This is a genomic window from Streptomyces sp. NPDC054849, from assembly GCF_053610945.1.
In genome coordinates this window covers 1-17,563 of sequence record NZ_JBSGZI010000016.1, presented here as the reverse complement: position 1 = coordinate 17,563, position 17,563 = coordinate 1, and the positions used below count along the sequence as shown (strand labels likewise).

Genomic DNA, 17,563 nt, shown 5'->3' with positions numbered 1-17,563 from the left:
TCATGCCAGGGACCGGAGGCCCGGCACGTCGTCGGGATCGTCCCACAACAGCACCAACTGGTCTCCCCCTGATGGCGGTTGATGGGCGCGCGCGGCTCCTGCGGCCGCTCCGGCGGCCGCCCGGCGCACCTCCCTCATGCGCGCGGGCAGGGTGAGTACGTCGAGTGCGCCTGGGTCGGGGCGGCCGTCCGGTCCGGCGGCTGCGTCCCGTCCGGCGGCTGTCTGCAGTCCGGCGGATCCTGCCCGTCCGTCCGGTCGTACGGTTCCCGCCGGTGCGAGCAGGTCGAGGAGCGCGGGCGCCGGGGCGCCGCCCCCGCGGCGCCACACCGCCACCGGTACGCCGCCTTCGAGTACGGCTTCCAGCAGCCCGGCGTGCCGGGCGGCCGTGGTCTGCGCCAGGACGCAGGCGGGCGCCGGCCCGGCGGCCAGTTCCATCCCGAGCGCGTCCGTCACCTCCGCGTCCTCCACCACCCGGACGGCGTCGGGATGCCAGCCGCCCTGGGCGCACAGCCAGCGCCAGCTGGCGTGCCACTCGGCCCGGGTGTCCGCCCGCTCTTGCGGGCAGCGCACCACCACCTGGTAGAGCAGGCCGAGGGCGCGGCGGCGGCCGGCCGGGCCGCGGGGCACCGGCCACTGGTCGAAGTCGGCGTCCAGCAGCTCGTACGGCACGTGGAACTCGATGCGGTCCACCGCCACGTACGCCCGCCGGACTCCGCCCGCCCCGGAGCCGCCGGCCCCGGTGTCGCCGGCCCCGGTGTCGCCGGCCGGCGCCCCGCCGACGAGGGCGAGCTGCCGTACGAGCTCCTCGCGTACGGCGTCCAGCCGCACCGGCTTGCCCTGCGACTCCCATATGTGCTCGGCCCGTTCGCCCCGCAGCCACATCCGGGCAAGGAACCCGGGGCCGCCGCCCGGCGGGGTCTCCAGCCGGACGTGCACGACGGTCGTGCGCGGCGGGGCCGGGGGCGGGGGCAGCACGGACAGGCCGAGGCGCTCGCGGGTGGCGCGCACCCAGTCCCGCAGCCGGGCCGCCCACTGCGTGTCGCCCGTCGTCGCGGTCCGGTCCGCGAGGAACCGTACGAAGGGCACGGCCAGCGGCATCCCGCCGCGCCCGCCCTGGCGCTCGTCCAGGTCCTGGACCACCTCCAGGAGGCCGTCCCCCGGCAGGCCGGCGCCCACCGGGGCCGTACAGCCGGCCGCCTTGAACGCCCATGCGTAGGCCTCGTAGGCGCACACGGGCAGCTCTCGGCCTTCGAAGAGCTCGCCGAGCCCGTCCCAGGCCTGCTGGTCCAGCCGCCCCGCTCTGGGCAGTGCGGCCCCGGACAGGTCGTCGTCGAGGAAGGAGCAGGCGTCCCAGTCCCGGTCCACGAGGAACTGCGGCAGCTGCCAGCCCTCGCCGCGCTCACGCAGTTCCTGGAAGGTGCGGTGGATGCTGCGGGCGGCGCCGGGCAGCCCGCTGACGCTCTCCCGTACGGAGCGGGCGCCGAGTTCGCCGATCAGGGCCTCGGTGAACCGGCCGGCGCCGCGCTCGGCGTCGTTCTGCGCCGCCTCGCCCTCGCGGGAGGCGTAGAGCCGGAACTGCCGCCGGCCGGGCACCGAAGTCCCGCCGCCGTAGTCGTTGGTGCCGAAGTTCCATCGGGTGTCGCGGGGTGCGTCGACCCGGCAGGAGTCCACGAGTGCGGCCTGCAGCGGAAAGCGGCGCTGTTTGACCAGGTCGGTCCGCCACCAGCGCAGCGCCGAGTCGAGGTTGAGGTGACGGATCTGGCTGGGGCGGGCGTCGGCGCAGGGCAGCATCAGCTCCTGTCGGGGGCCCAGGTAGCCGTGTCCGGCCCAGAAGATCCACAGCAGGTCGCCGTCGCACTGCGGCAGTTCGTCGAGCAGCGCCGATTTCACGTACTCCTCGGTCGCCGGCCGGTACGCCGTGCGCAGGGCGGCCATGGCCGGGGAGTCCGACCAGTCGAGGGCGTCCGGTTCGTCGAGCGGGGACAGCAGCAGCCGGACGTTGCCGGGCGGCACCTGCGCCGGCCCGGTCAGCCACCGGGCGAAGCGCAGTGCGTCACGGGCCGGGCCGCGCAGGTTCCAGCGGTGGCTGATGTCGTAGCGCTCGACCCCGGCGACGAGCGCGAAGGTGCGCTGCGGCCCGAGGCCCGGAGGCAGGAAGTCGGCGGAAGTCACCCGATCTCCGCCTCGGTCACCGCCTGTTCGATCCGCTCGTAGAGGGAGTCCTGTTTCCAGTACGCGCTGTGGCAGGCCGGGAACGGCTGCCGGCTGCCGACCTCGTGGTCGGTGACGCGCGGGTCGCCGGGGAAGACGGGCCCGGCGAGGTAGGCGAGCACGTCCTGCCGGTCGTAGACGTTGAGCCAGCGCGGGAAGCCGTACGGGAGCTTCGCGCCCGGTTCGAGCGCGGTCAGCGCGCCGAGCTCGTAGAGGAACGGGGCCTGGGAGCCGACGGTGACCAGCAGGTGCGCCCCGGGGACGGCTTCACCGCGGGCGGCGGCGAGGGCGAGGAGGTCCACCAGGGCGATCCCGCCGAGGCTGTGGCCGATGAGGACGGTCGGGCCGGGTTCGGCGGCGATCCGGGCGTGCAGGAACTCCCTCAGCTCATGGCCGCGGGCCTGGTAGCGCAGGATGTCGCCGAGTGCGGGAGTGGCGCCGACGGTGAGCGAGCCGCGCCATGCGTTGAGCAGCGGCTGCGTGGTGACGCGCAGGGCGAGCCGGCCCAGGACGGCGGCCGCGCGGGCGCCGGGCACCCGGGCGTCGCCGCCGAGGCGGGTGGTGAGCAGTTCGACGAGGCGGTCGCGTTCGGCGCCGGTGCAGTCGGCGTCGGCTCCGGCGGAGGCGAGCGCGGCGGCGGTCACGGCCCGGGCCAGGGCGGTGGCCACCTCCCGGGCCTGCGGCTCCCCGGCGGCGCGCTCCCCGGCCCGGGCCGCCTCGGCGGAGCGGGCGGTGGATTCCAGGGCGGCCTCGAAGTGCACGGCGAGACCGGTGCCGTGCAGCAGGGCGCCGAGCTCGTCCCCGGTCGGCGGCGGCGCCGCCGGTAAGGAGGCCAGCATTGCGAGGACCCGGGCCCCGGCCGGCTGGACGCCGGGCATCGCGAAGCCGTCGTCCTGCGCGTCCTCGCCCTCCCAGCCGGCCTCGGCCAGCACGCGCAGCTCGCACAGCGGGTCGGCGAGGAGCAGCGCCCACTCGGCGGTCTCCGCGTCCACGGGGTCGGGCTCGGCCTCCGGCCGTGGCCGCAGTCCCGGCACGGAACGCCCGCCGGCACCGAGGGTCGCCCCGAACCGGTCGCCCCAGTAGCAGGAGTCGACGGCCGCGTCGGGGAACCGGGCCGTCAGCCGCTCCCGGACCAGTGCGAACAGCCTGTCGTGCCGCTCGCGCCGCACCCCCGTACCGTGGACAAAGAGAAATCGCATCGCCGCCCCGCCCCCCTCGCGCAGTCGCCCCCGCCCCGGCACGATAGCGCCGCGCGGGCAACAGAGGGTACAGAAGGGCGAGTTCGGGGCGGAGGCGACCTAGCATCGCCCACATGAGCACCATAATCGTCACCGTCGGGCTGGCGTTCGCCGGCTACGCGGCCACATACCTCAACGGCCTGCGCCAGGCGCAGCGACAGGAACGCCTCGCTCGGGTGAACCGGCAGCTCGGTGCGTTCTACGGACCGCTGTTCGCCCTCACCGAGGCCAACAGCCGCATCTTCGCGGCGTTCCTGGAGCACAACGCCCGCCCCGACGGACGTTCCCCCTTCGTGCACGAGACACCCCCTTCGGACGAGGAGCTCGCCGAGTGGCGGCTGTGGGTGCGGACCGTGTTCCTCCCGAACATCCGGGCCATGCGCGATCTCGTACTGGGGCACGCCGACCTGCTGAGCGAGCCGGAGATGCCGCCGATCCTGCTCCAGTTGTGCGCCCATGTGTCGGGCTACGAGATCACGACCGCCCGCTGGGAGCAGGGCAGTTACGACCAGCACCTCTCGGTGGTGGCGTTCCCCAGCGAGGAGATCGCCGCATACGCACGGGAGGGCTTCGCCGGACTGAAACGGGAACAGGCCCGGCTGCTGGGACGACGCCGGAACGGCTGAGGCCGGCCGGCCACGGCTGAGGACGGCCGGCTGTGAGAACGGACACGTCCCGATCTCGGAACCCGAGCCGCCACTCCCCCATCGAACGAGGCGTCGGAACGCGTCTGCGGGGCGGGAGTAGCACATGGTCGGCAAGGTGCAGGGGCGCGAGCGGTGCCGGACCGCCGTACGGGGATCCGTGCTCGTGGGCCTCCTCTGCATCCTGCTGCTCGCCGGCCTCGGCTACGTCGTCTGGGAGCTGCGCGGCATCGCCGCCAACCGTGCGGACGGGGATCCGGCGACGGGCGTCTACCAGCAGGATCCCGAGCGTGCCGACCGGACGGCGTCCGCCGTGCTGGACGGGATCGTCCAGGAGGTTCCGGAGCCGCCGACGGACGGCAAGGCCTTCGCCGACGGCGGTGACCGGACGGACTGGCGGTCCGCCGGGTGGCAGCCCTCCGACCCGCTGGAGGCCCGGCCCGCCCCCGCCGAGCCCGCGATCGGCGCGCTCTTCTCCCCCGGCACCGACGGCGACTCCGACCACCACTGCTCGGGCGTCGTGGTCCACTCCCCCGGCGGCGACCTCATCGCCACCGCCGCCCACTGCGTGCACAGCGGCGGTTTCCGCACCAACCTCGCCTTCGCCCCCGGCTACCGGGACGGCGTGGCCCCGTACGGCATCTGGGTACCCACCCGCATCGACGTGGATCCGCGCTGGACCGAGGACCAGGACCCCGACCACGACATCGCCTTCATCCGGCTGCGCCGGCCCGGCTACCCGGGCCAGAGGCTGGAGGACGTCACCGGGGCCGAAAGGATCGCCTTCGGCACCGACCTGCCCGCGCCCGCCCGGCTCGTGGGCTACCCGAACGGCTCGGAGCAGCCGCTGGAGTGCCGCAACACCGCCGTTGCCGCCGGCCCGACCCAGCTGCGGCTGGACTGCGCGGACGTGCCCAACGGCACCAGCGGCGGTCCGGTGCTGACCGACGGCCGCACCCTGATCGGGGTGATCGGGGGCCGCGACGGGGGCGGCGACGAGGAGACCTCGTACAGCAGCTACTTCGGTGATGACGTCCGGGCCCTGTACGAGCGCTCCACCACGTCCTGAGCGCCCTTCCCCCGTTCCCTCTTCCCCGTTCCCCCTTCCCCCGTTCCCTCTTTCCCGTTCCCCCTTCCTCGTTTCCTCCCCTCCCCCTTCACCCATGGGCGTCGTGGAGGACATGTCCAAAAGGTCCTTGGGGCTCACGGCGTTGCTAGGCTCGGTCGCGCAGATCGCGGGCGACCGCCGCCCGGACCCATCACGACGCACCCCGACGGGACCCGCAGGATGTCTCCTAAGCAACAACGCGGCGAGGCCACCGTCGACCTCCTCCTGACCACCGCGCTGCGCGTGTTCGCCCAGTCCGGCCAGCAGGGCTTCACGGTGAACGCGGTCGTCTCGGCGAGCGGGGTCAGCCTCGGCAGCCTCTACCACCACTTCGGCAGCTTCGACGGTCTGGCCGCCGCGCTCTACATCCGCTGCATGGACATGCTGTGCGACGACATGGTCGCCGCCCTCACCCGGTGCCGTACCGCCCGTACCGGGGTGCGCTCGTGGGTGAGCGCGTACTTGACGTTCACTCAGGACCACCGCGACGTGGCACTGTTCCTGCACGCCTCCGCCTATTCCGGCTACCTGGCGGCCCACGCCGAGGAGATCGGCGCGGCCAAGGCGGAGAAGTTCGCGGCCATCATGGATTGGCTGGCAGTGCGCATGGAGCGCGGCGAGATCGCCCCCCTCCCGGCCCCCGTCGTCGAGGTCCTGGTCATGGGCCCCCTCGCCGAGGCCGCCCGCCGCTGGCTGTCCAGCACCTACGAGATCGACCTCACCGAGGCGGCCCGCTACCTCCCCGACCACATCTGGCGCTCCCTGCGCCCCGACCCGGCCTGACCCGCCGCCCCCCGACGCTGCCGCCCTGACCTCACCGCCCCGGACCCCGCGGGGTCCAGAGCTATGGAGGGCTGCGGCGGGGCGGGGACGCGGGGGCCGTCGGGACGTACCGCGGCACCGGGTCGCGGATCTCGTCGCACAGGGCGTCCGCCGCCGGAGCAGCGGCCTCTGGGTGGTTGTCCATATCGTCGTCGCTCATGCCGCCGAGTCTCCAGCGGAGGGGCGCTCGCGGTCAGGCCCGAGCCGGGGCGCCCGGAGGCGACCCGGGGGCGGACGGGTTCATACCGGGGGCGCCCGCGTACGGCCCAGGGCATCGGCCGCCCACGAGTGTCACACCGACGCCACCGCCAGGGCCTTTTCGCGGAGAGGGTTGCGGAGAGGGTTCTGGAGGGGTCCTGGAGCGGTTCCCAAACCGGTGTCTCCCCGCCGCCCGCCGCCGCGGTGCCGACCCGCATCCGCGCCTGCGGATCAGCGCGGCAGGGAGGCGTACGAGAGTCCCGTGAGCTTCTCGGAGGCGGCCCAGAGCAGTTCGCCGGCCGCCTCGTCGAGGGTCCACTTCGCCCGCCAGGACCGCACCGGCCTTCCGCGCCAGCCGAACCGCGGGCCGATGAACGCGTCCGGCCGGACCCCGGGCGCGGTGGCCGCGTACAGGGTGGGCAGCGCACCCGAGGAGGTGGGCTGGGCGATGAACGCGTTGCCGAACGCCGCCACGCGCGAGTCGAGGGTGGGGCCCTCCAGCGTCGACGCTCCGGCGTGCAGGTTTGCTGGAGGCGTAGCCGGGGTGGGCCGCGGCGGGAGGACAACGCCCTGCTCGGCGTGCTGCAGTCCGGTCTCGTGGCGAACCGTCGCGAGGGCAGGCGGATCCGACTCCGCTGCTCCGGCAGGTTCACCGGAAGCCATACTGTCAGAGGTATTGAACGCGTTCAACACTGCCTCCGGTGTCACCCGTATGCCCTGGTGTCGGCGGCGGGGTCCGGCGGTGTCTCCCTCGCGTTGTTCACCGCCGCTGGCGCGACGGCGTCGGAGCAACTGGTCGTAGTGCGTGACCGAGGGCAGGGGCCTGGTGCCGGGGGGAAGGTGTGCGAGCCGCCACTCGTGCAGGAACGTCACCGTCGCCGCTCCGGCCGGGGAAGCGTGTCCGGCCGGCTCGTCCTCCGCCTGGGCGACCTTGCGGGCCTCCAGCGCGACCGCGTCCGAGCATTTCAGAGGGACACGCGCGCTGTTCTGCCAGCGGCAGAACAGCGCCCGGACCGGGCTCGATGCTTCGCGAGGACCGAATCCTCGAAGAGGCCGCCGTCACCGGCGCTGACCCGCAGCACCTATGCGCGGTGTTCAACATCACTCCGGATACCGGACTCCGCTACACCCACTTCTTCCACCCCGACCCCACGGACAGCGACGACGTATCCGGCTGCAACATGGAGACATCGTGACCGACCCACACTCACCTGCTCGCCGCCATCGTCGAGCTCGGCGGTGAGCTAAAGCTCCCAGCTACCCGTAACGGGCGCTTCAGGGGCGCGGTCATCCCAGAAGGCTGCGCGGTCAGCGCCGGCCGCCGCCGATGCGGCGGTCGTCGGCCAGTGCGGTAAGCGGGCCGAACTCGCGGGCAAGCTGGTTCCACGTCAGAACCTCGCCACAGCGGGCCGGGAACTCCTTCGGGTTGAACTCCGGCATGGTCCAGGTGCCAGTGCCCCGGTCCCGCAGCCACAGGTCCCCGTCACCGTCGACCACAGTCGGCGGGACCGGTACGGGCTCGGCCTGATCGGTGGGCTCCCAGGTGACCCGGCCCGGGTGGGAAACGCGGCGCAGCTCGGTGGTGGCCAGCCGCGCGGCCAAGTCACGGGTGGACTCTTCGGCGTCCTTGACCGACGCGAGTCGGAATGCGTCGTCAAGTACGGGCAGGGCTGGATTCTTGCTGCGCTTTGAACTCATACGCTGACTACCTCCGGTGGGGGGCGTCACATCCGTTATGGCACCCCGTAGAGGAACACGGTATCCGAGGCGGGAGCCGGGCCGGCTACTACCACTGTCCAGGTGAAGGCGCTGGCACACCGGGCGGTGGGGCTAGGTGGTGAGCTGGTCCTGGACGTGGCGCAACCCGTGGTGGTAGCGCTCAGATATGGCGGTCCGGGTCTGAGAAGGTGAGTCAGCGGCAGTGTCGAGCCTCTGTTGCCGAAGAATGAGTTCTCGGTCGAGCTTCTGCGCGGCATCTCTGGCGAGCCCCGCGTCGGTCATCTGCCAGAAGCGCGGTTCGTAGCGCTGGCGGACGCGCGTCGGCTGGGAGAAAAGGATCTTCAGCAGCCCTTCGGCCGCGCCATCGGCCTCCGGAGGCTCGGCGTGGCGGATGAGGCCGAACTCCAGCACGCGCTGGCAGCCGTCCTCCCAGGCATCGTCGCGCAGGCCGAAGAGCTCCGTGCGGGGGCGCGTGGTGAGGAAGACGCCGGAGGTGCGGTGCTTCTGGGGCGCCCATTGGCTCATCATTCTCAGGACGAGCCAGGTGGCGATCTCGGAGGGATTGAGCACCTGGATCCAGCCCTTGAGGAAGAAGTTCTTGGGGAGCGTGATCGTCTTGGCGGCCGCCCACTGACGGGCAGGGACGGTGTAGAAGTTCGGGTTCTGCCCATCGCCTTGTCCGCCCTCCTCGTACGCCCAGAGCAAGGGGGTACTCGTCGTCGCTGCCATGGGAAATGAGGGGGAGGGCAACAACGCGATCAACTTGATCACCCAGGTTCCGGGAGTCCTCGGCATAGGAGCCATCGACATGACCGGCGAGCCACTGAAGCTGACCTCCCACGGGCACACCACGGACCTGTCCGCATACGGCAGCAGGGCCCCGATCCGCTGCAAGGAGAACACCGCCTGGTGTGTGAAGGATGGAGGCACCTCGTACGCGACTGCCCTGGCCTCCGCCTCCGCCGCGCTCGTATGGTCGGCTCACCCCGACTGGAGCGCAAATCAAGTCGCCCGCGTCCTCATCGAGACCGCCGGCGGCCCCGTCGACGGCTCCAAGCGCAACGACTGGATCGGCTACGGGACGGCCCGCCCGCGCATGGTGCTGCTGGAGAAGGCAGGCAACCCGGGGGCACCTGACGTCGACCCCCTGGCCCCGGCCCCCACGAACACCCCCGTCCCCGCCCCCAGCCAGACAGCTGCTGCTGCTGCTGCGCCAGCGGAAGCTGCGGCTGCGGCTGCGGCTGCGGAAGCGGGCCTGCCCTGGCAGTGGCTGGCACTCGGCGCCGTCGTCGCCGCGGGCCTCGGCCTCGCCGGCACGCTGATCGTCAAGCGCCGCCGCAGTTGATCCTTCACCCAGATCCCCAGGCCGTCGCCGACGCCCGCGAGTCCCCGTCGTGGACGGCCGGGTCACGTTCTGCAACAACTCCGGATCCGCCGACGTGATCGCCGACCTGAACGGCTACTTCACCTCCTGACACCAGGGAAGAACGAGCGAGGCCCCGCCCGATCATCAGATCGGGCGGGGCCCTCCGTATCTGCCGGGCCCGAGCGTCTCGGCGTCGAACTTGGGATCGGCATACGGCGAGACGGTGCGTCCGTAGATCGCCACCTGCCGGTCGTTCGTAGGCTCAGGGCGTTAAGTGCCTGATCCATCTCCCTGATTTCGAGGTGTTCGGGGTCGTAGCCTGTAGTGGTGTCCGAGGGTTCCGGGCGGCCCGGAGGGCGGGTGTGCGGAGGCTGCGGTGACCGGTTGAGGCCGGCCGCGCGGCCGGACGCCGTGTTCTGCTCGACGTCATGCCGTGCCAGGTCATGGCGGCGGGCCCGTCGCTTGCGGCGCCGGGTGATGGCGGAGTTGAACGAGGCGGGTCAGGTCACATGTCCCGAGTGCGGTACGCCCTGGGTGGCTGGCGTGGATCGGCGTTCGGACGCCGTCTACTGCTCCGCTCCGAGATCATGCAGCGGCTCTACAGCGCCGAGGCCCGCGTCGCCCTGCACCACATCTGCGCGGGCACGGTCACCGAGGACGACCTGAACCGGCTGGCCCGACGCACGCCCGCCATCGACGCGGCCCCGCTGATCGTGGACGACTCCCCAAACCTGTCGCTGACCGAGATCCGATCGCGGGCCCGCCGGATGAAGCAGAGCAAGGGCGGCCTCGACCTGCTGATCGTGGACTACCTTGATCACGGCCATGCCGGCGAGGCAGACCAGGGCGCCGATGACGTCGTAGCGGTCGGGGCGGTAGCCGTCGGCAACCATGCCCCAGGCGATCGACCCTGCGACGAAGATCCCGCCGTACGCGGCGAGGATGCGGCCGAGTTGTCGTCGTGCGGCCAGGTCGCACCACGCCGTAGAGGCCGAGGGCGATGACGCCGACGCCGATCCAGATGCAGCCCTTGTGCTCGCGGATGCTCTGCCAGACCAGCCAGGCGCCGCCGATCTCGAAGAGGGCGGCGACGACGAACAGGGCAACGGAACGAGCGACGGTCATAGCGGCCGACCTTACCGGCGGTCCCCGCTCGTGATCTTCAGCAGGTCGGCGGACTCCTTGCAGCTGCACCCGTCCTCTGCGGTCTTCGGCGTGCAGGAGCAGGGGCGGCGGCGCTGGCCGTACCACCAGGTTAACCAGCTCACTGCCCGGTTCGATCTCAGCGGTGTCTGCGCTGAGATTGTCGAGGAATCCGGCCAGTGCGCGATCAGCGCTCTTGCTCCGCTCGCCGGGGAGCTGGGGTACTCGGCCCCCACACTCGTCAGGTACTTGCGAGTAACAAAAAGTGCTGGACAGCAGCTCCGAGACCGGCTTTGCAGTTCCACGGTGCACGTCACCTGTCCCTGGCCGCATGGGTACCGCTACAACCCACTGCGTGATCAAGAACGTGCTACAGCGTGGCGATCCGGGCAGACTACTGGGCCGCGCGGGTGGTCATGTCCATTGCAGGAACGATCACGCTCCGGGCGGCCCCTGCTCATGCTCGACGGGTGTGGAAAGTTGTCGGCGCAAGCCCGAAACGCGACCGCGACACTCAGGAGGTGTTCGGCAAATGGTCACCGCACCAGTGCTCTGGAACAAAGATAAGGCGTACCTGTTCGACGGCGGAAACTACTACCGCTACGACGTCACCAAGGACAAGGTAGACCCCGGCTACCCGAAGCCGATCGCCGGCAACTGGCCGGGGCTGTTCACATCCCGCGTCGACGCAGGCGTGGTGTGGAACAACGGCAAGGCGTACTTCTTCCGCGGCTCCGAGTACGTCCGCTACGACATCGCGGCCGACAAGGTCGACGAGGGCTACCCGAAGCCGATCAGCGGCAACTGGAAGGGACTGTTCCCGGACCACATCGACGCCTCCGTGGTGTGGAACAACGGCAAGGCGTTCTTCTTCCGCGGCTCCGAGTACATGCGGTATGACATCGCGGCCGACAAGGTCGACGAGGGCTACCCGAAGCCGATCGCCGGCAACTGGCCCGGCCTCCCCTAAGCGCGGTTCCCGACTACCCGCGTGTGAGGGGAGCCTCCACCAAGGCTCCCCTCCCTCGACAACGACGACGACCTACCGACCGTCGCCGCCAGCCGGGCCGTGGCGGTTTCCTCGGCGCGATAAATTTTTCCTGAACCTCCGCCACCGGTCATGCGGGCTCCTCCACGATTTCTACGCCTTTGCCAGCAAGAGGACGGAGTTGCCCTCGACGGCTCAAAGAGCCACCACGGGGAAGATGGCGACCATCCGGCACGCATACCGCACACCTCGAATGACGCTCCCCGCCAGCTGGGGCGTCGGCGTGGACGGCGAAGCGCCGCGAGGCCTACGCCAACGACCAGGCCACCCCCACCTCGCTGATCGCGGTCACCACGAAGTCCAACCGGGCCAAGGCCGACAAGGACCCCCCGGCCGAATGGCTGCCCCCGACCGCCACCTACCACTGCGCGTACGTCACCGGCTGGGTCGAGACCAAGCTCCGCTGGAGCTGGCCGCCGACGACCGCGAACGCGAGGCTCTTCTCGGACTGGCCGAGGACTGCCCCGACGCCACCGTCACCTACGAGACCGTTCCCTCCGACGCCAAGTAGACGCCCCTACGGGGACATGGCCAGCCGGGAGCCGATACGAAAGCGCATCTCCCCGGCCGCATGGCGGATCTCCTCGGGCTGCGCATCGGCTCGAGCGTCCCGAGGACCCGTTACGTATTGCTGCTCGTGCAGCCGCCCGACTTGCTCGGCGAGGGGGTCGGGGACGGTGTTGCCGACGGGCTCGGCGTGGGGGACGGGTCCGGCGTCGGCGAGCTCGTGCCCGACGGGAAGCTGAACGGAACCTTGTAACCGGGGGGAAAGCTGATCCAGATAGCAGGTTCGACGGCAAACGCTGCCGGCCGGACGTCTCCGTGGCCCTTCGACGCCGGGGCGGGGGCGAGCTGGTCGGCGGGCTGGGTCCCGCCGTCCCGGCAGTCCCCAGGAGTACCGGTGAGGGAGTCCCCCACCAGGACCGTGGCCACCGCGAGCGCGGCCACCGCCAGCACCGCGGCCGCAGGACGTAACCCGGGGCGTGGCGTGGCCCCCCTGCCCATGACCGAGGGCAAGCCCATACGGAAGACCCCGCTTGCGAAGCGTTGCGGCTTGGGCCTGTCCGGCGTCGTAGCGGTCGTCGCCTCGCGGGCTTGGTCGAGGACGTCGTCGGCGTCGCGTCGGGCTTGCGCGCGGATGCCGTCGGCGTCGGTGTGCGCGTTGGTACGGATCCGTTCGGCTTCCGCGTGTGCGGCCGTGCGCAGGGCCTCGGCTTCGCGGACGGCGTCGTCGTGGATCTGCCGGACCGTGGCCCGCAGGCGCTTGTTGGCCGGTTGGGCCCGGCGGTGGAGCAGCTTGACGTCCTGCCAACACCCGCGCCACTCCGTCACGAGCGCGCAGTCGGCCCGGAACTTCTCGGCGGCCGGCTTGTCCAGGCCGCTGGGGGTGGTGACGACCCGGACGAACTCGAGGAGCGAGTCGAGGGAGGGCAGGCGCTTGCCGGAGAGCATCTCGTTCAGGCCGGTGGTGGTCAGGCGCGGCCGCACCGAGGCGGAGGCGACGGTCGCGTAGGCGGGAGAGCCGCCGGATATGTGGAGGAGGTTCAGCTTCTCGGTGAAGGCGGCCGGCGCGCGTTCGTACGCCTCGATCGCTTCGCGGTCCTGCGGCTCGACCCCGGGTTCTTCGGCTGCCATCAACCCCCCTGTCTGTACGCAAAAGCCACGCCAGAGGGTGGTGAGGCCGTACGTATGCGGATTGCGCCGAACGGTTGCGAACGCCCTGCCCCGTCCGGAACCAGCCCGAAACCCGGCCGGCCGAAACGGAGGGTCGTCCGGGTCCGGGCGGGCCCGTACGGATCACTGGGAACCCGGCGGCAGAGGCGCTCTCCTGGAGTCATGACCGACACCGGCACCACCCCGCAGACACCCGACCCCGCCCAGCCCCCGGCCACCCGAGAACCGGATCCGGCAACCGGGTCGCACCGCATCCCCGACGCCGTGGTCCTGGTCGCGCTCCTCGCCACCTGCGCCGGCATCTACCTCACCGTCGGCGAAGCCGGATTCGCCGGCGTCATCAGCGCCGTCGCCGCCCTCTACGGCACCTGGCGCGCACGCCGATGAACCCCGCGACGAGCGGTCCCCTCGCACAGCCCGGTCTTCGATCGCCGCCCCGTTGGGGGCGTGCCTGCGTCAGGTGTCGAACAGGCCCAGTTCGCTGTCGCGCCGGAGCACAGCGGGCACGCCACCACGTCGGGGACCGTCAGCAGGATCTCCCGGACGCTCTGCGCGGGCGCGGGGCGGCCGCGGCTGCCCAGTCGGCAGTCGCCGGTGTGGACCCGTTCCGGGTGCGGCGTACGCCGATGCCGTACGCGATCCACCACTGCGGCGGCTCCGTCGTGTCCGGCTATGGCTTGCCGTCGAGGGCGTCCCGCTCGAACTCCTCCTTGTCGAACCGGCCGTCCTTATCCGTCCAGCCCAGGTCGTCCATCGCCTTGTTCATGACGACGAGCGTGTAGTCGTCCTCCTTCAGCGGCTCGCACGGCTTTGGCTTCGCCCTGTCGCCTTCGGGCCGGGCCTTGACCGCCTTAACGCACTGCTCGACGGATTCGCCGTAGCTGGGTTCGCCGCTGCAGCCGGCGAGCAGGACGGTGGCGGCAAGCAGGGCGGTAATGGTGCGGGTGCGCATGGGTCCCCCCGGTGGAGTGTTGGAGGCATCATGCCGAGCGGCTGAGCCGGACGGGCTGGTTCGCAGGAGAATGCCAGCGGTGAGGGCTGGGACTGGTTGAGCGCCATCGCGCGGCGCACAGCCAGGTCAGTGCGGCCTGCTCGGCGTCGGTCGGTGACGAGCCACGGCCTTGGAGTTCGGCGCGCATGCCCGTCGGCGGCGTAGTAGAGCGGGGCCATCTGCTCATTCATCGTTCTGCGCCAGCCCATGCGACAAGCCGTGGCGCCGGGCCTGGCCCCTGACCCTGGTCAGTCTTCGGCGCCTTCGTCGTCGACCGCGTCCGGGTCGGGGGCAGGGACGATCTACTCAGCTACGGCCCGGCGGCACCAGGCGGTCACGTCGGGGGCTCGGCGGGCCTCGATCTCGGGGTGCCGGTAAGAACCGTGTCACCAGCCTCAAATGAGCGAGATGGTGGAGTTCGCGTCTCGTGGCAAGTTGCTGGTGCCCTCTAGTAGAAGACGTTGGACAATGAGCATGAGGGTGTTCCCTACAGGGCGCTATCGACCTGGAAGGGCAGGTAGGCCATCTTGTTGCGGAGCGGCGCGGGCAGCACGTAGTTGGTGTGCAGGTCCTGGACGGAGTGGAAGTCGCGTTGCACGCGGTCAGCCCCGTGCAACGGCTGCGCTTCCTGCGCCGCCAGCTGGAGCAGCAGACAGCGGCCACCGTGCCGCCGGAGTAGATCTTCCACGCGGAGATGTCGAAGGTGTCCTGCCTTCTCTGCGGCGATACGGTTTTAGGGGTCCTAACAAAGGCGTTGGACGTGGCGGTGGGTGATGAGGCAGGTGGCGAGGCCGAGGAAGGCCTCGTGGATGTCGTCGCGTCGTTCCCACCGGATCCGTAGTCGCCGGAAGCCGTGGAGCCATGCGATGGTCCGTTCCACGACCCACCGGTGGACGCCGAGGCCGGAACCGTGCGGGACGCCACGGCGGGCGATCACCGGTTTGATGCCCAGCGCCCAGACGAGACGGCGGTATTTGTCGTGGTCGTAGCCGCGGTCGCCGAGCAGGGTGTCGGGTCGGTTGCGTGGCCGTCCGACCAGGCCGGCGACCGATGGGATCTTCTGCAGCAGGGGTATCAGCTGGGTGACGTCGTTGCGGTTGCCGCCGGTCAGCGAGACGGCGAGTGGGATGCCCTGGCCGTCGACGATGAGGTGGTGCTTGCTGCCCGGACGTGCTCGGTCGACCGGGCTGGGCCCGCTTTTGGGCCCCGTCGAGCGGCCCGGACGTGGGAGGAGTCGATCACCGCCCGCGACCAGTCCAGCTTCTTCGCGACCCGCAGCTTTTTCAGCAGCACCAGGTGCAGTTGGTCCCACACGCCGGCCTCGTTCCATGCGGCTAGACGTCGCCAGCAGGTCATGCCTGATCCGAAGCCCAGCTCCTGCGGCAGGTACTCCCACTGGATCCCGGTATGCAGCACGAACAGGATCCCGCACAGGGCCTGCCGGTCCGGCACCCGAGGGCGCCCCTCCACCTGCTTCGGCCCCGGCGCAGGCAGCAACGGCTCGATGAGCGACCACAGTTCATCCGACACGATCCATGGCCGCGACTGACGTTTCCCCACGGTCAGACCAACGACCATCCGAACCGAAAGTCACATGATCAACAGCTTCTGTTAGGACCTCTAAGACGTCAACAAGCAAGGAGACAAAACCGAATGATCGAACGAGTCCGAGCCGTCCTCGTCACCGCGGACGACACGATGCTGGTCATCCGCCGCACCAAGCCGGAGGTCCCCGAGTACTGGGTGCTGCCCGGCGGCGGGGTCGAGGAGAGCGATGAGTCCCGGGAGGCCGCCCTCCACCGTGAGATCCACGAGGAGATCGCGGGGAAAGCCGACATCATCCGCCTCCTCCACACCATGGAATCCGAAAAGGAGCGTCAGCTCTTCTACCTCGCCCGCATCGCGACCTGGTCCTTCGAAGACCGCACCGGCCCCGAGTTCAGCGCCGAGGGTCGCGGCGAATACGCGCTGGAGGAAATCCCGCTGACCGTGGAGGGGCTCGACAGCATCGACCTCAAGCCCGAGGAGATCGTCCACGTACTGCGGGGCGCCATCGGTGCCGGCGCACTCGGGGATGGGGGCGTGGTCTAGTCGCGGAATCCTCCGGTGCCGTGTGCCGGACATGGGGGGATACGGTGCGCGGTGTCCCCGGTGTGCTAGCCGTGCATGGCTCTGACCAGGTACGCAGGGTCGACCAGGATGAGTAGGCGTACTCAGGTGGCGGTCCTCGGCAGCTTCGAGACTGTGTGCAGGTCGAAGAAAGCGGAATGGGATGGGGAACGTCATGGTGCGGCGCTGGTCGAAGGCTGAGATGTGGGTGCCCGGCGCGTACCTGGCACTGGTGGTCGCGATGCTGGTCTACGTCGCGGTAGGCCGGTGGAACGGAGACAGCGGGATGTTCGCGGTCTTCCCGATCCTGGCCACGGCGCCGGTCAGCCTCTTGCTGCTGACGTTCCTCATCCCCGCGCCGGACGCCCTGGACTCGGACGCGCCCTTTGACCCCCAGTACGAGGGCTCCGAGCCGCCCGTAAAGCTGCCCACGGACTACCCCTCGGAGTCGGACCCGCTCCCCCGCGACTGGGCACCGGACACCTCCGTGGCCGACGACCCCTCGATGTGGGCTGGACTCGGCTTCTGCGCCGTGATTCTGGTCAGCGCCCTGGTCAACGCCCTGGCGATCTGGGCCCTGCTCCGCTACGTGGCGCGGCGGCGCGACGCCAGGAGTGCGCAGGTCTAACGGGTTGTCCCGTAAATGATTTCCAAGTCGCCTCGGACGTGGTTGGCCGTGGTGCGGGCCGCTTGCCTATCCGGCGAGGGCGAAGTTGTGCATGCGGGCGATGCCGAGCATGGCGTGGTGGACGCCGGCGACCGCGCCCGGCACATCGTCCAGGATGACCCCATGATTGATGACCTGGTGACGTTCCTCCATGCACGGCTGGATGAGGAGGCCGACCTGGCCCGACTCTGCGACGGTGACGGCTGCGGGGAGTGGACCGCTCACGGGCACACGGTCGACTTCTGCCAGGGAGAACTCCCCGGGTTCCATCCCACGATCGCCCTACACGTGGCGCTGCACGACCCGGCCCGCGTTTTGCGGGAGGTTGAAGCCAAGCGACGCGTGCTCGCCCGCCATCTGCTGAGTCCAGCGATAGGGGACCCGGAACTCCCGTGGGACAACCGCGATGACTGCCAGTACGACGGCGAGACCTGGCCATGCGACGACTTGCTCGACCTCGCCTCACCCTACGCCGATCACCCTGACCACCCCCGACGCTCCTGAGCAGAGATCATTTGCGGGACAACCCTTAGTAGGACTCCGTTAGGTCTGACGGTTCGGGATGCTCGTGACGGGCATTCTGAATGTGTGGATACACGCGAAGTGGACCGCGTGCGGACCGAGT

The 17,563-nt window shown here is 70.7% G+C and carries 23 protein-coding genes and 2 pseudogenes; 12 read left to right on the top strand and 13 right to left on the bottom strand.

What is annotated here, in order from left to right; translation table 11 throughout:
• Both ACWGIF_RS10125 and ACWGIF_RS10120 read right to left on the bottom strand, forming a co-directional pair.
• On the bottom strand, window positions 1-2,172 hold the full coding sequence (locus ACWGIF_RS10125; RefSeq protein ID WP_453493842.1) for a VMAP-C domain-containing protein: 2,172 nt from the start codon (window positions 2,170-2,172) through the stop codon (window positions 1-3).
• Window positions 2,169-3,410 (bottom strand): hypothetical protein, encoded by a 1,242-nt coding sequence (locus ACWGIF_RS10120; RefSeq protein ID WP_453493839.1) that lies wholly within the window; start codon window positions 3,408-3,410, stop codon window positions 2,169-2,171. Before ACWGIF_RS10120 ends, ACWGIF_RS10125 begins: the two co-directional genes overlap by 4 nt.
• A 113-nt stretch (window positions 3,411-3,523) precedes the next feature.
• Between ACWGIF_RS10120 and ACWGIF_RS10115 the strand changes: the two genes are divergently transcribed.
• The 3 genes from ACWGIF_RS10115 to ACWGIF_RS10105 all read left to right on the top strand — a co-directional run bounded on the left by ACWGIF_RS10115 (window position 3,524) and on the right by ACWGIF_RS10105 (window position 5,984).
• A complete protein-coding gene (locus ACWGIF_RS10115; protein WP_453493836.1) occupies window positions 3,524-4,075 on the top strand; it encodes a hypothetical protein in 552 nt (183 codons plus the stop codon).
• 124 nt (window positions 4,076-4,199) lie between these two features.
• Window positions 4,200-5,162 (top strand): trypsin-like serine peptidase, encoded by a 963-nt coding sequence (locus tag ACWGIF_RS10110; RefSeq protein WP_453493833.1) that lies wholly within the window; start codon window positions 4,200-4,202, stop codon window positions 5,160-5,162.
• A 219-nt stretch (window positions 5,163-5,381) separates the two neighbouring features.
• Entirely contained in the window at window positions 5,382-5,984 is a 603-nt protein-coding gene (locus ACWGIF_RS10105; RefSeq protein WP_453493831.1) for a TetR/AcrR family transcriptional regulator, read from the top strand.
• Window positions 5,985-6,045: 61 nt separating this feature from the next.
• On the opposite strand, the gene ACWGIF_RS10100 is transcribed toward ACWGIF_RS10105, so the two are convergent.
• Both ACWGIF_RS10100 and ACWGIF_RS10095 read right to left on the bottom strand, forming a co-directional pair.
• Window positions 6,046-6,183, bottom strand: coding sequence for a hypothetical protein (locus ACWGIF_RS10100; protein ID WP_453493829.1), 138 nt, complete (start codon window positions 6,181-6,183; stop codon window positions 6,046-6,048).
• 269 nt (window positions 6,184-6,452) lie between these two features.
• Complete coding sequence (locus tag ACWGIF_RS10095) at window positions 6,453-6,884, bottom strand: hypothetical protein (protein WP_453493827.1); 432 nt, start codon at window positions 6,882-6,884, stop codon at window positions 6,453-6,455.
• A gap of 359 nt (window positions 6,885-7,243) precedes the next feature.
• Here ACWGIF_RS10095 and ACWGIF_RS10090 point away from each other — a divergent pair, with 359 nt between their 5' ends.
• Window positions 7,244-7,417, top strand: a complete 174-nt coding sequence (locus tag ACWGIF_RS10090) for a hypothetical protein (RefSeq protein ID WP_453493824.1) — start codon at window positions 7,244-7,246, stop codon at window positions 7,415-7,417.
• A 112-nt stretch (window positions 7,418-7,529) separates the two neighbouring features.
• Here the strand turns inward: ACWGIF_RS10090 and ACWGIF_RS10085 are convergent, their stop codons facing one another.
• Both ACWGIF_RS10085 and ACWGIF_RS10080 read right to left on the bottom strand, forming a co-directional pair.
• Complete coding sequence (locus ACWGIF_RS10085; protein ID WP_079403197.1) at window positions 7,530-7,919, bottom strand: hypothetical protein; 390 nt, start codon at window positions 7,917-7,919, stop codon at window positions 7,530-7,532.
• A 132-nt stretch (window positions 7,920-8,051) separates the two neighbouring features.
• A complete protein-coding gene (locus ACWGIF_RS10080; RefSeq protein ID WP_453493821.1) occupies window positions 8,052-8,669 on the bottom strand; it encodes a hypothetical protein in 618 nt (205 codons plus the stop codon).
• Between ACWGIF_RS10080 and ACWGIF_RS10075 the strand changes: the two genes are divergently transcribed.
• Window positions 8,668-9,285, top strand: a complete 618-nt coding sequence (locus ACWGIF_RS10075) for a S8 family serine peptidase (protein ID WP_453493818.1) — start codon at window positions 8,668-8,670, stop codon at window positions 9,283-9,285. The two genes, ACWGIF_RS10080 and ACWGIF_RS10075, sit on opposite strands and share 2 nt — an antisense overlap.
• Window positions 9,286-9,734: 449 nt before the next feature.
• Window positions 9,735-10,073 (top strand): annotated as a pseudogene (locus ACWGIF_RS10070) (DnaB-like helicase C-terminal domain-containing protein); the annotation flags it as partial.
• Window positions 10,074-10,121: 48 nt separating this feature from the next.
• Here ACWGIF_RS10070 and ACWGIF_RS10065 read toward each other — a convergent pair.
• A pseudogene (locus ACWGIF_RS10065) lies at window positions 10,122-10,431 on the bottom strand (YnfA family protein); the annotation flags it as partial.
• 550 nt (window positions 10,432-10,981) lie between these two features.
• Between ACWGIF_RS10065 and ACWGIF_RS10060 the strand changes: the two are divergent.
• On the top strand, window positions 10,982-11,419 hold the full coding sequence (locus tag ACWGIF_RS10060; protein WP_453493815.1) for a hemopexin repeat-containing protein: 438 nt from the start codon (window positions 10,982-10,984) through the stop codon (window positions 11,417-11,419).
• 415 nt (window positions 11,420-11,834) lie between these two features.
• Window positions 11,835-12,008: a hypothetical protein gene (locus tag ACWGIF_RS10055; protein ID WP_453493812.1), complete on the top strand. Its 174-nt coding sequence runs from the start codon at window positions 11,835-11,837 to the stop codon at window positions 12,006-12,008.
• Window positions 12,009-12,118: 110 nt separating this feature from the next.
• Here ACWGIF_RS10055 and ACWGIF_RS10050 read toward each other — a convergent pair whose 3' ends face one another.
• Window positions 12,119-13,132 (bottom strand): hypothetical protein, encoded by a 1,014-nt coding sequence (locus tag ACWGIF_RS10050; RefSeq protein WP_453493809.1) that lies wholly within the window; start codon window positions 13,130-13,132, stop codon window positions 12,119-12,121.
• A 201-nt stretch (window positions 13,133-13,333) separates the two neighbouring features.
• Between ACWGIF_RS10050 and ACWGIF_RS10045 the strand changes: the two genes are divergently transcribed.
• A complete protein-coding gene (locus ACWGIF_RS10045; protein ID WP_453493806.1) occupies window positions 13,334-13,558 on the top strand; it encodes a hypothetical protein in 225 nt (74 codons plus the stop codon).
• On the opposite strand, the gene ACWGIF_RS10040 is transcribed toward ACWGIF_RS10045, so the two are convergent.
• The 4 genes from ACWGIF_RS10040 to ACWGIF_RS10025 form a co-directional block, all read right to left on the bottom strand.
• A complete protein-coding gene (locus tag ACWGIF_RS10040) occupies window positions 13,531-13,815 on the bottom strand; it encodes a DUF6233 domain-containing protein (protein ID WP_453494031.1) in 285 nt (94 codons plus the stop codon). The two genes, ACWGIF_RS10045 and ACWGIF_RS10040, sit on opposite strands and share 28 nt — an antisense overlap.
• 26 nt (window positions 13,816-13,841) lie before the next feature.
• Window positions 13,842-14,123, bottom strand: coding sequence for a hypothetical protein (locus tag ACWGIF_RS10035; protein ID WP_453493803.1), 282 nt, complete (start codon window positions 14,121-14,123; stop codon window positions 13,842-13,844).
• 526 nt (window positions 14,124-14,649) lie between these two features.
• On the bottom strand, window positions 14,650-14,850 hold the full coding sequence (locus ACWGIF_RS10030; RefSeq protein ID WP_453493800.1) for a hypothetical protein: 201 nt from the start codon (window positions 14,848-14,850) through the stop codon (window positions 14,650-14,652).
• Window positions 14,851-14,904: 54 nt separating this feature from the next.
• Window positions 14,905-15,740, bottom strand: a protein-coding gene (locus ACWGIF_RS10025) for an IS5 family transposase (protein WP_453493797.1) whose coding sequence is annotated in 2 segments (ribosomal slippage) — window positions 14,905-15,390 and window positions 15,393-15,740 — 834 coding nt in all. Because the reading frame shifts where the segments join, the coding sequence is not laid out codon by codon here.
• 75 nt (window positions 15,741-15,815) lie between these two features.
• On the opposite strand from ACWGIF_RS10025, the gene ACWGIF_RS10020 reads away from it, so the two are divergent.
• Together ACWGIF_RS10020 and ACWGIF_RS10015 are read left to right on the top strand one after the other, a co-directional pair.
• Entirely contained in the window at window positions 15,816-16,253 is a 438-nt protein-coding gene (locus ACWGIF_RS10020) for an NUDIX hydrolase (RefSeq protein ID WP_453493794.1), read from the top strand.
• Between the two features lie 181 nt (window positions 16,254-16,434).
• Window positions 16,435-16,899, top strand: a complete 465-nt coding sequence (locus ACWGIF_RS10015) for an SCO4225 family membrane protein (protein ID WP_453493791.1) — start codon at window positions 16,435-16,437, stop codon at window positions 16,897-16,899.
• 66 nt (window positions 16,900-16,965) lie between these two features.
• On the opposite strand, the gene ACWGIF_RS10010 is transcribed toward ACWGIF_RS10015, so the two are convergent.
• Entirely contained in the window at window positions 16,966-17,163 is a 198-nt protein-coding gene (locus tag ACWGIF_RS10010; RefSeq protein WP_453494052.1) for a hypothetical protein, read from the bottom strand.
• Between ACWGIF_RS10010 and ACWGIF_RS10005 the strand changes: the two genes are divergently transcribed.
• Complete coding sequence (locus tag ACWGIF_RS10005) at window positions 17,077-17,442, top strand: DUF6221 family protein (RefSeq protein ID WP_453493788.1); 366 nt, start codon at window positions 17,077-17,079, stop codon at window positions 17,440-17,442. The two genes, ACWGIF_RS10010 and ACWGIF_RS10005, sit on opposite strands and share 87 nt — an antisense overlap.
• Window positions 17,443-17,563 lie beyond the last annotated feature (121 nt).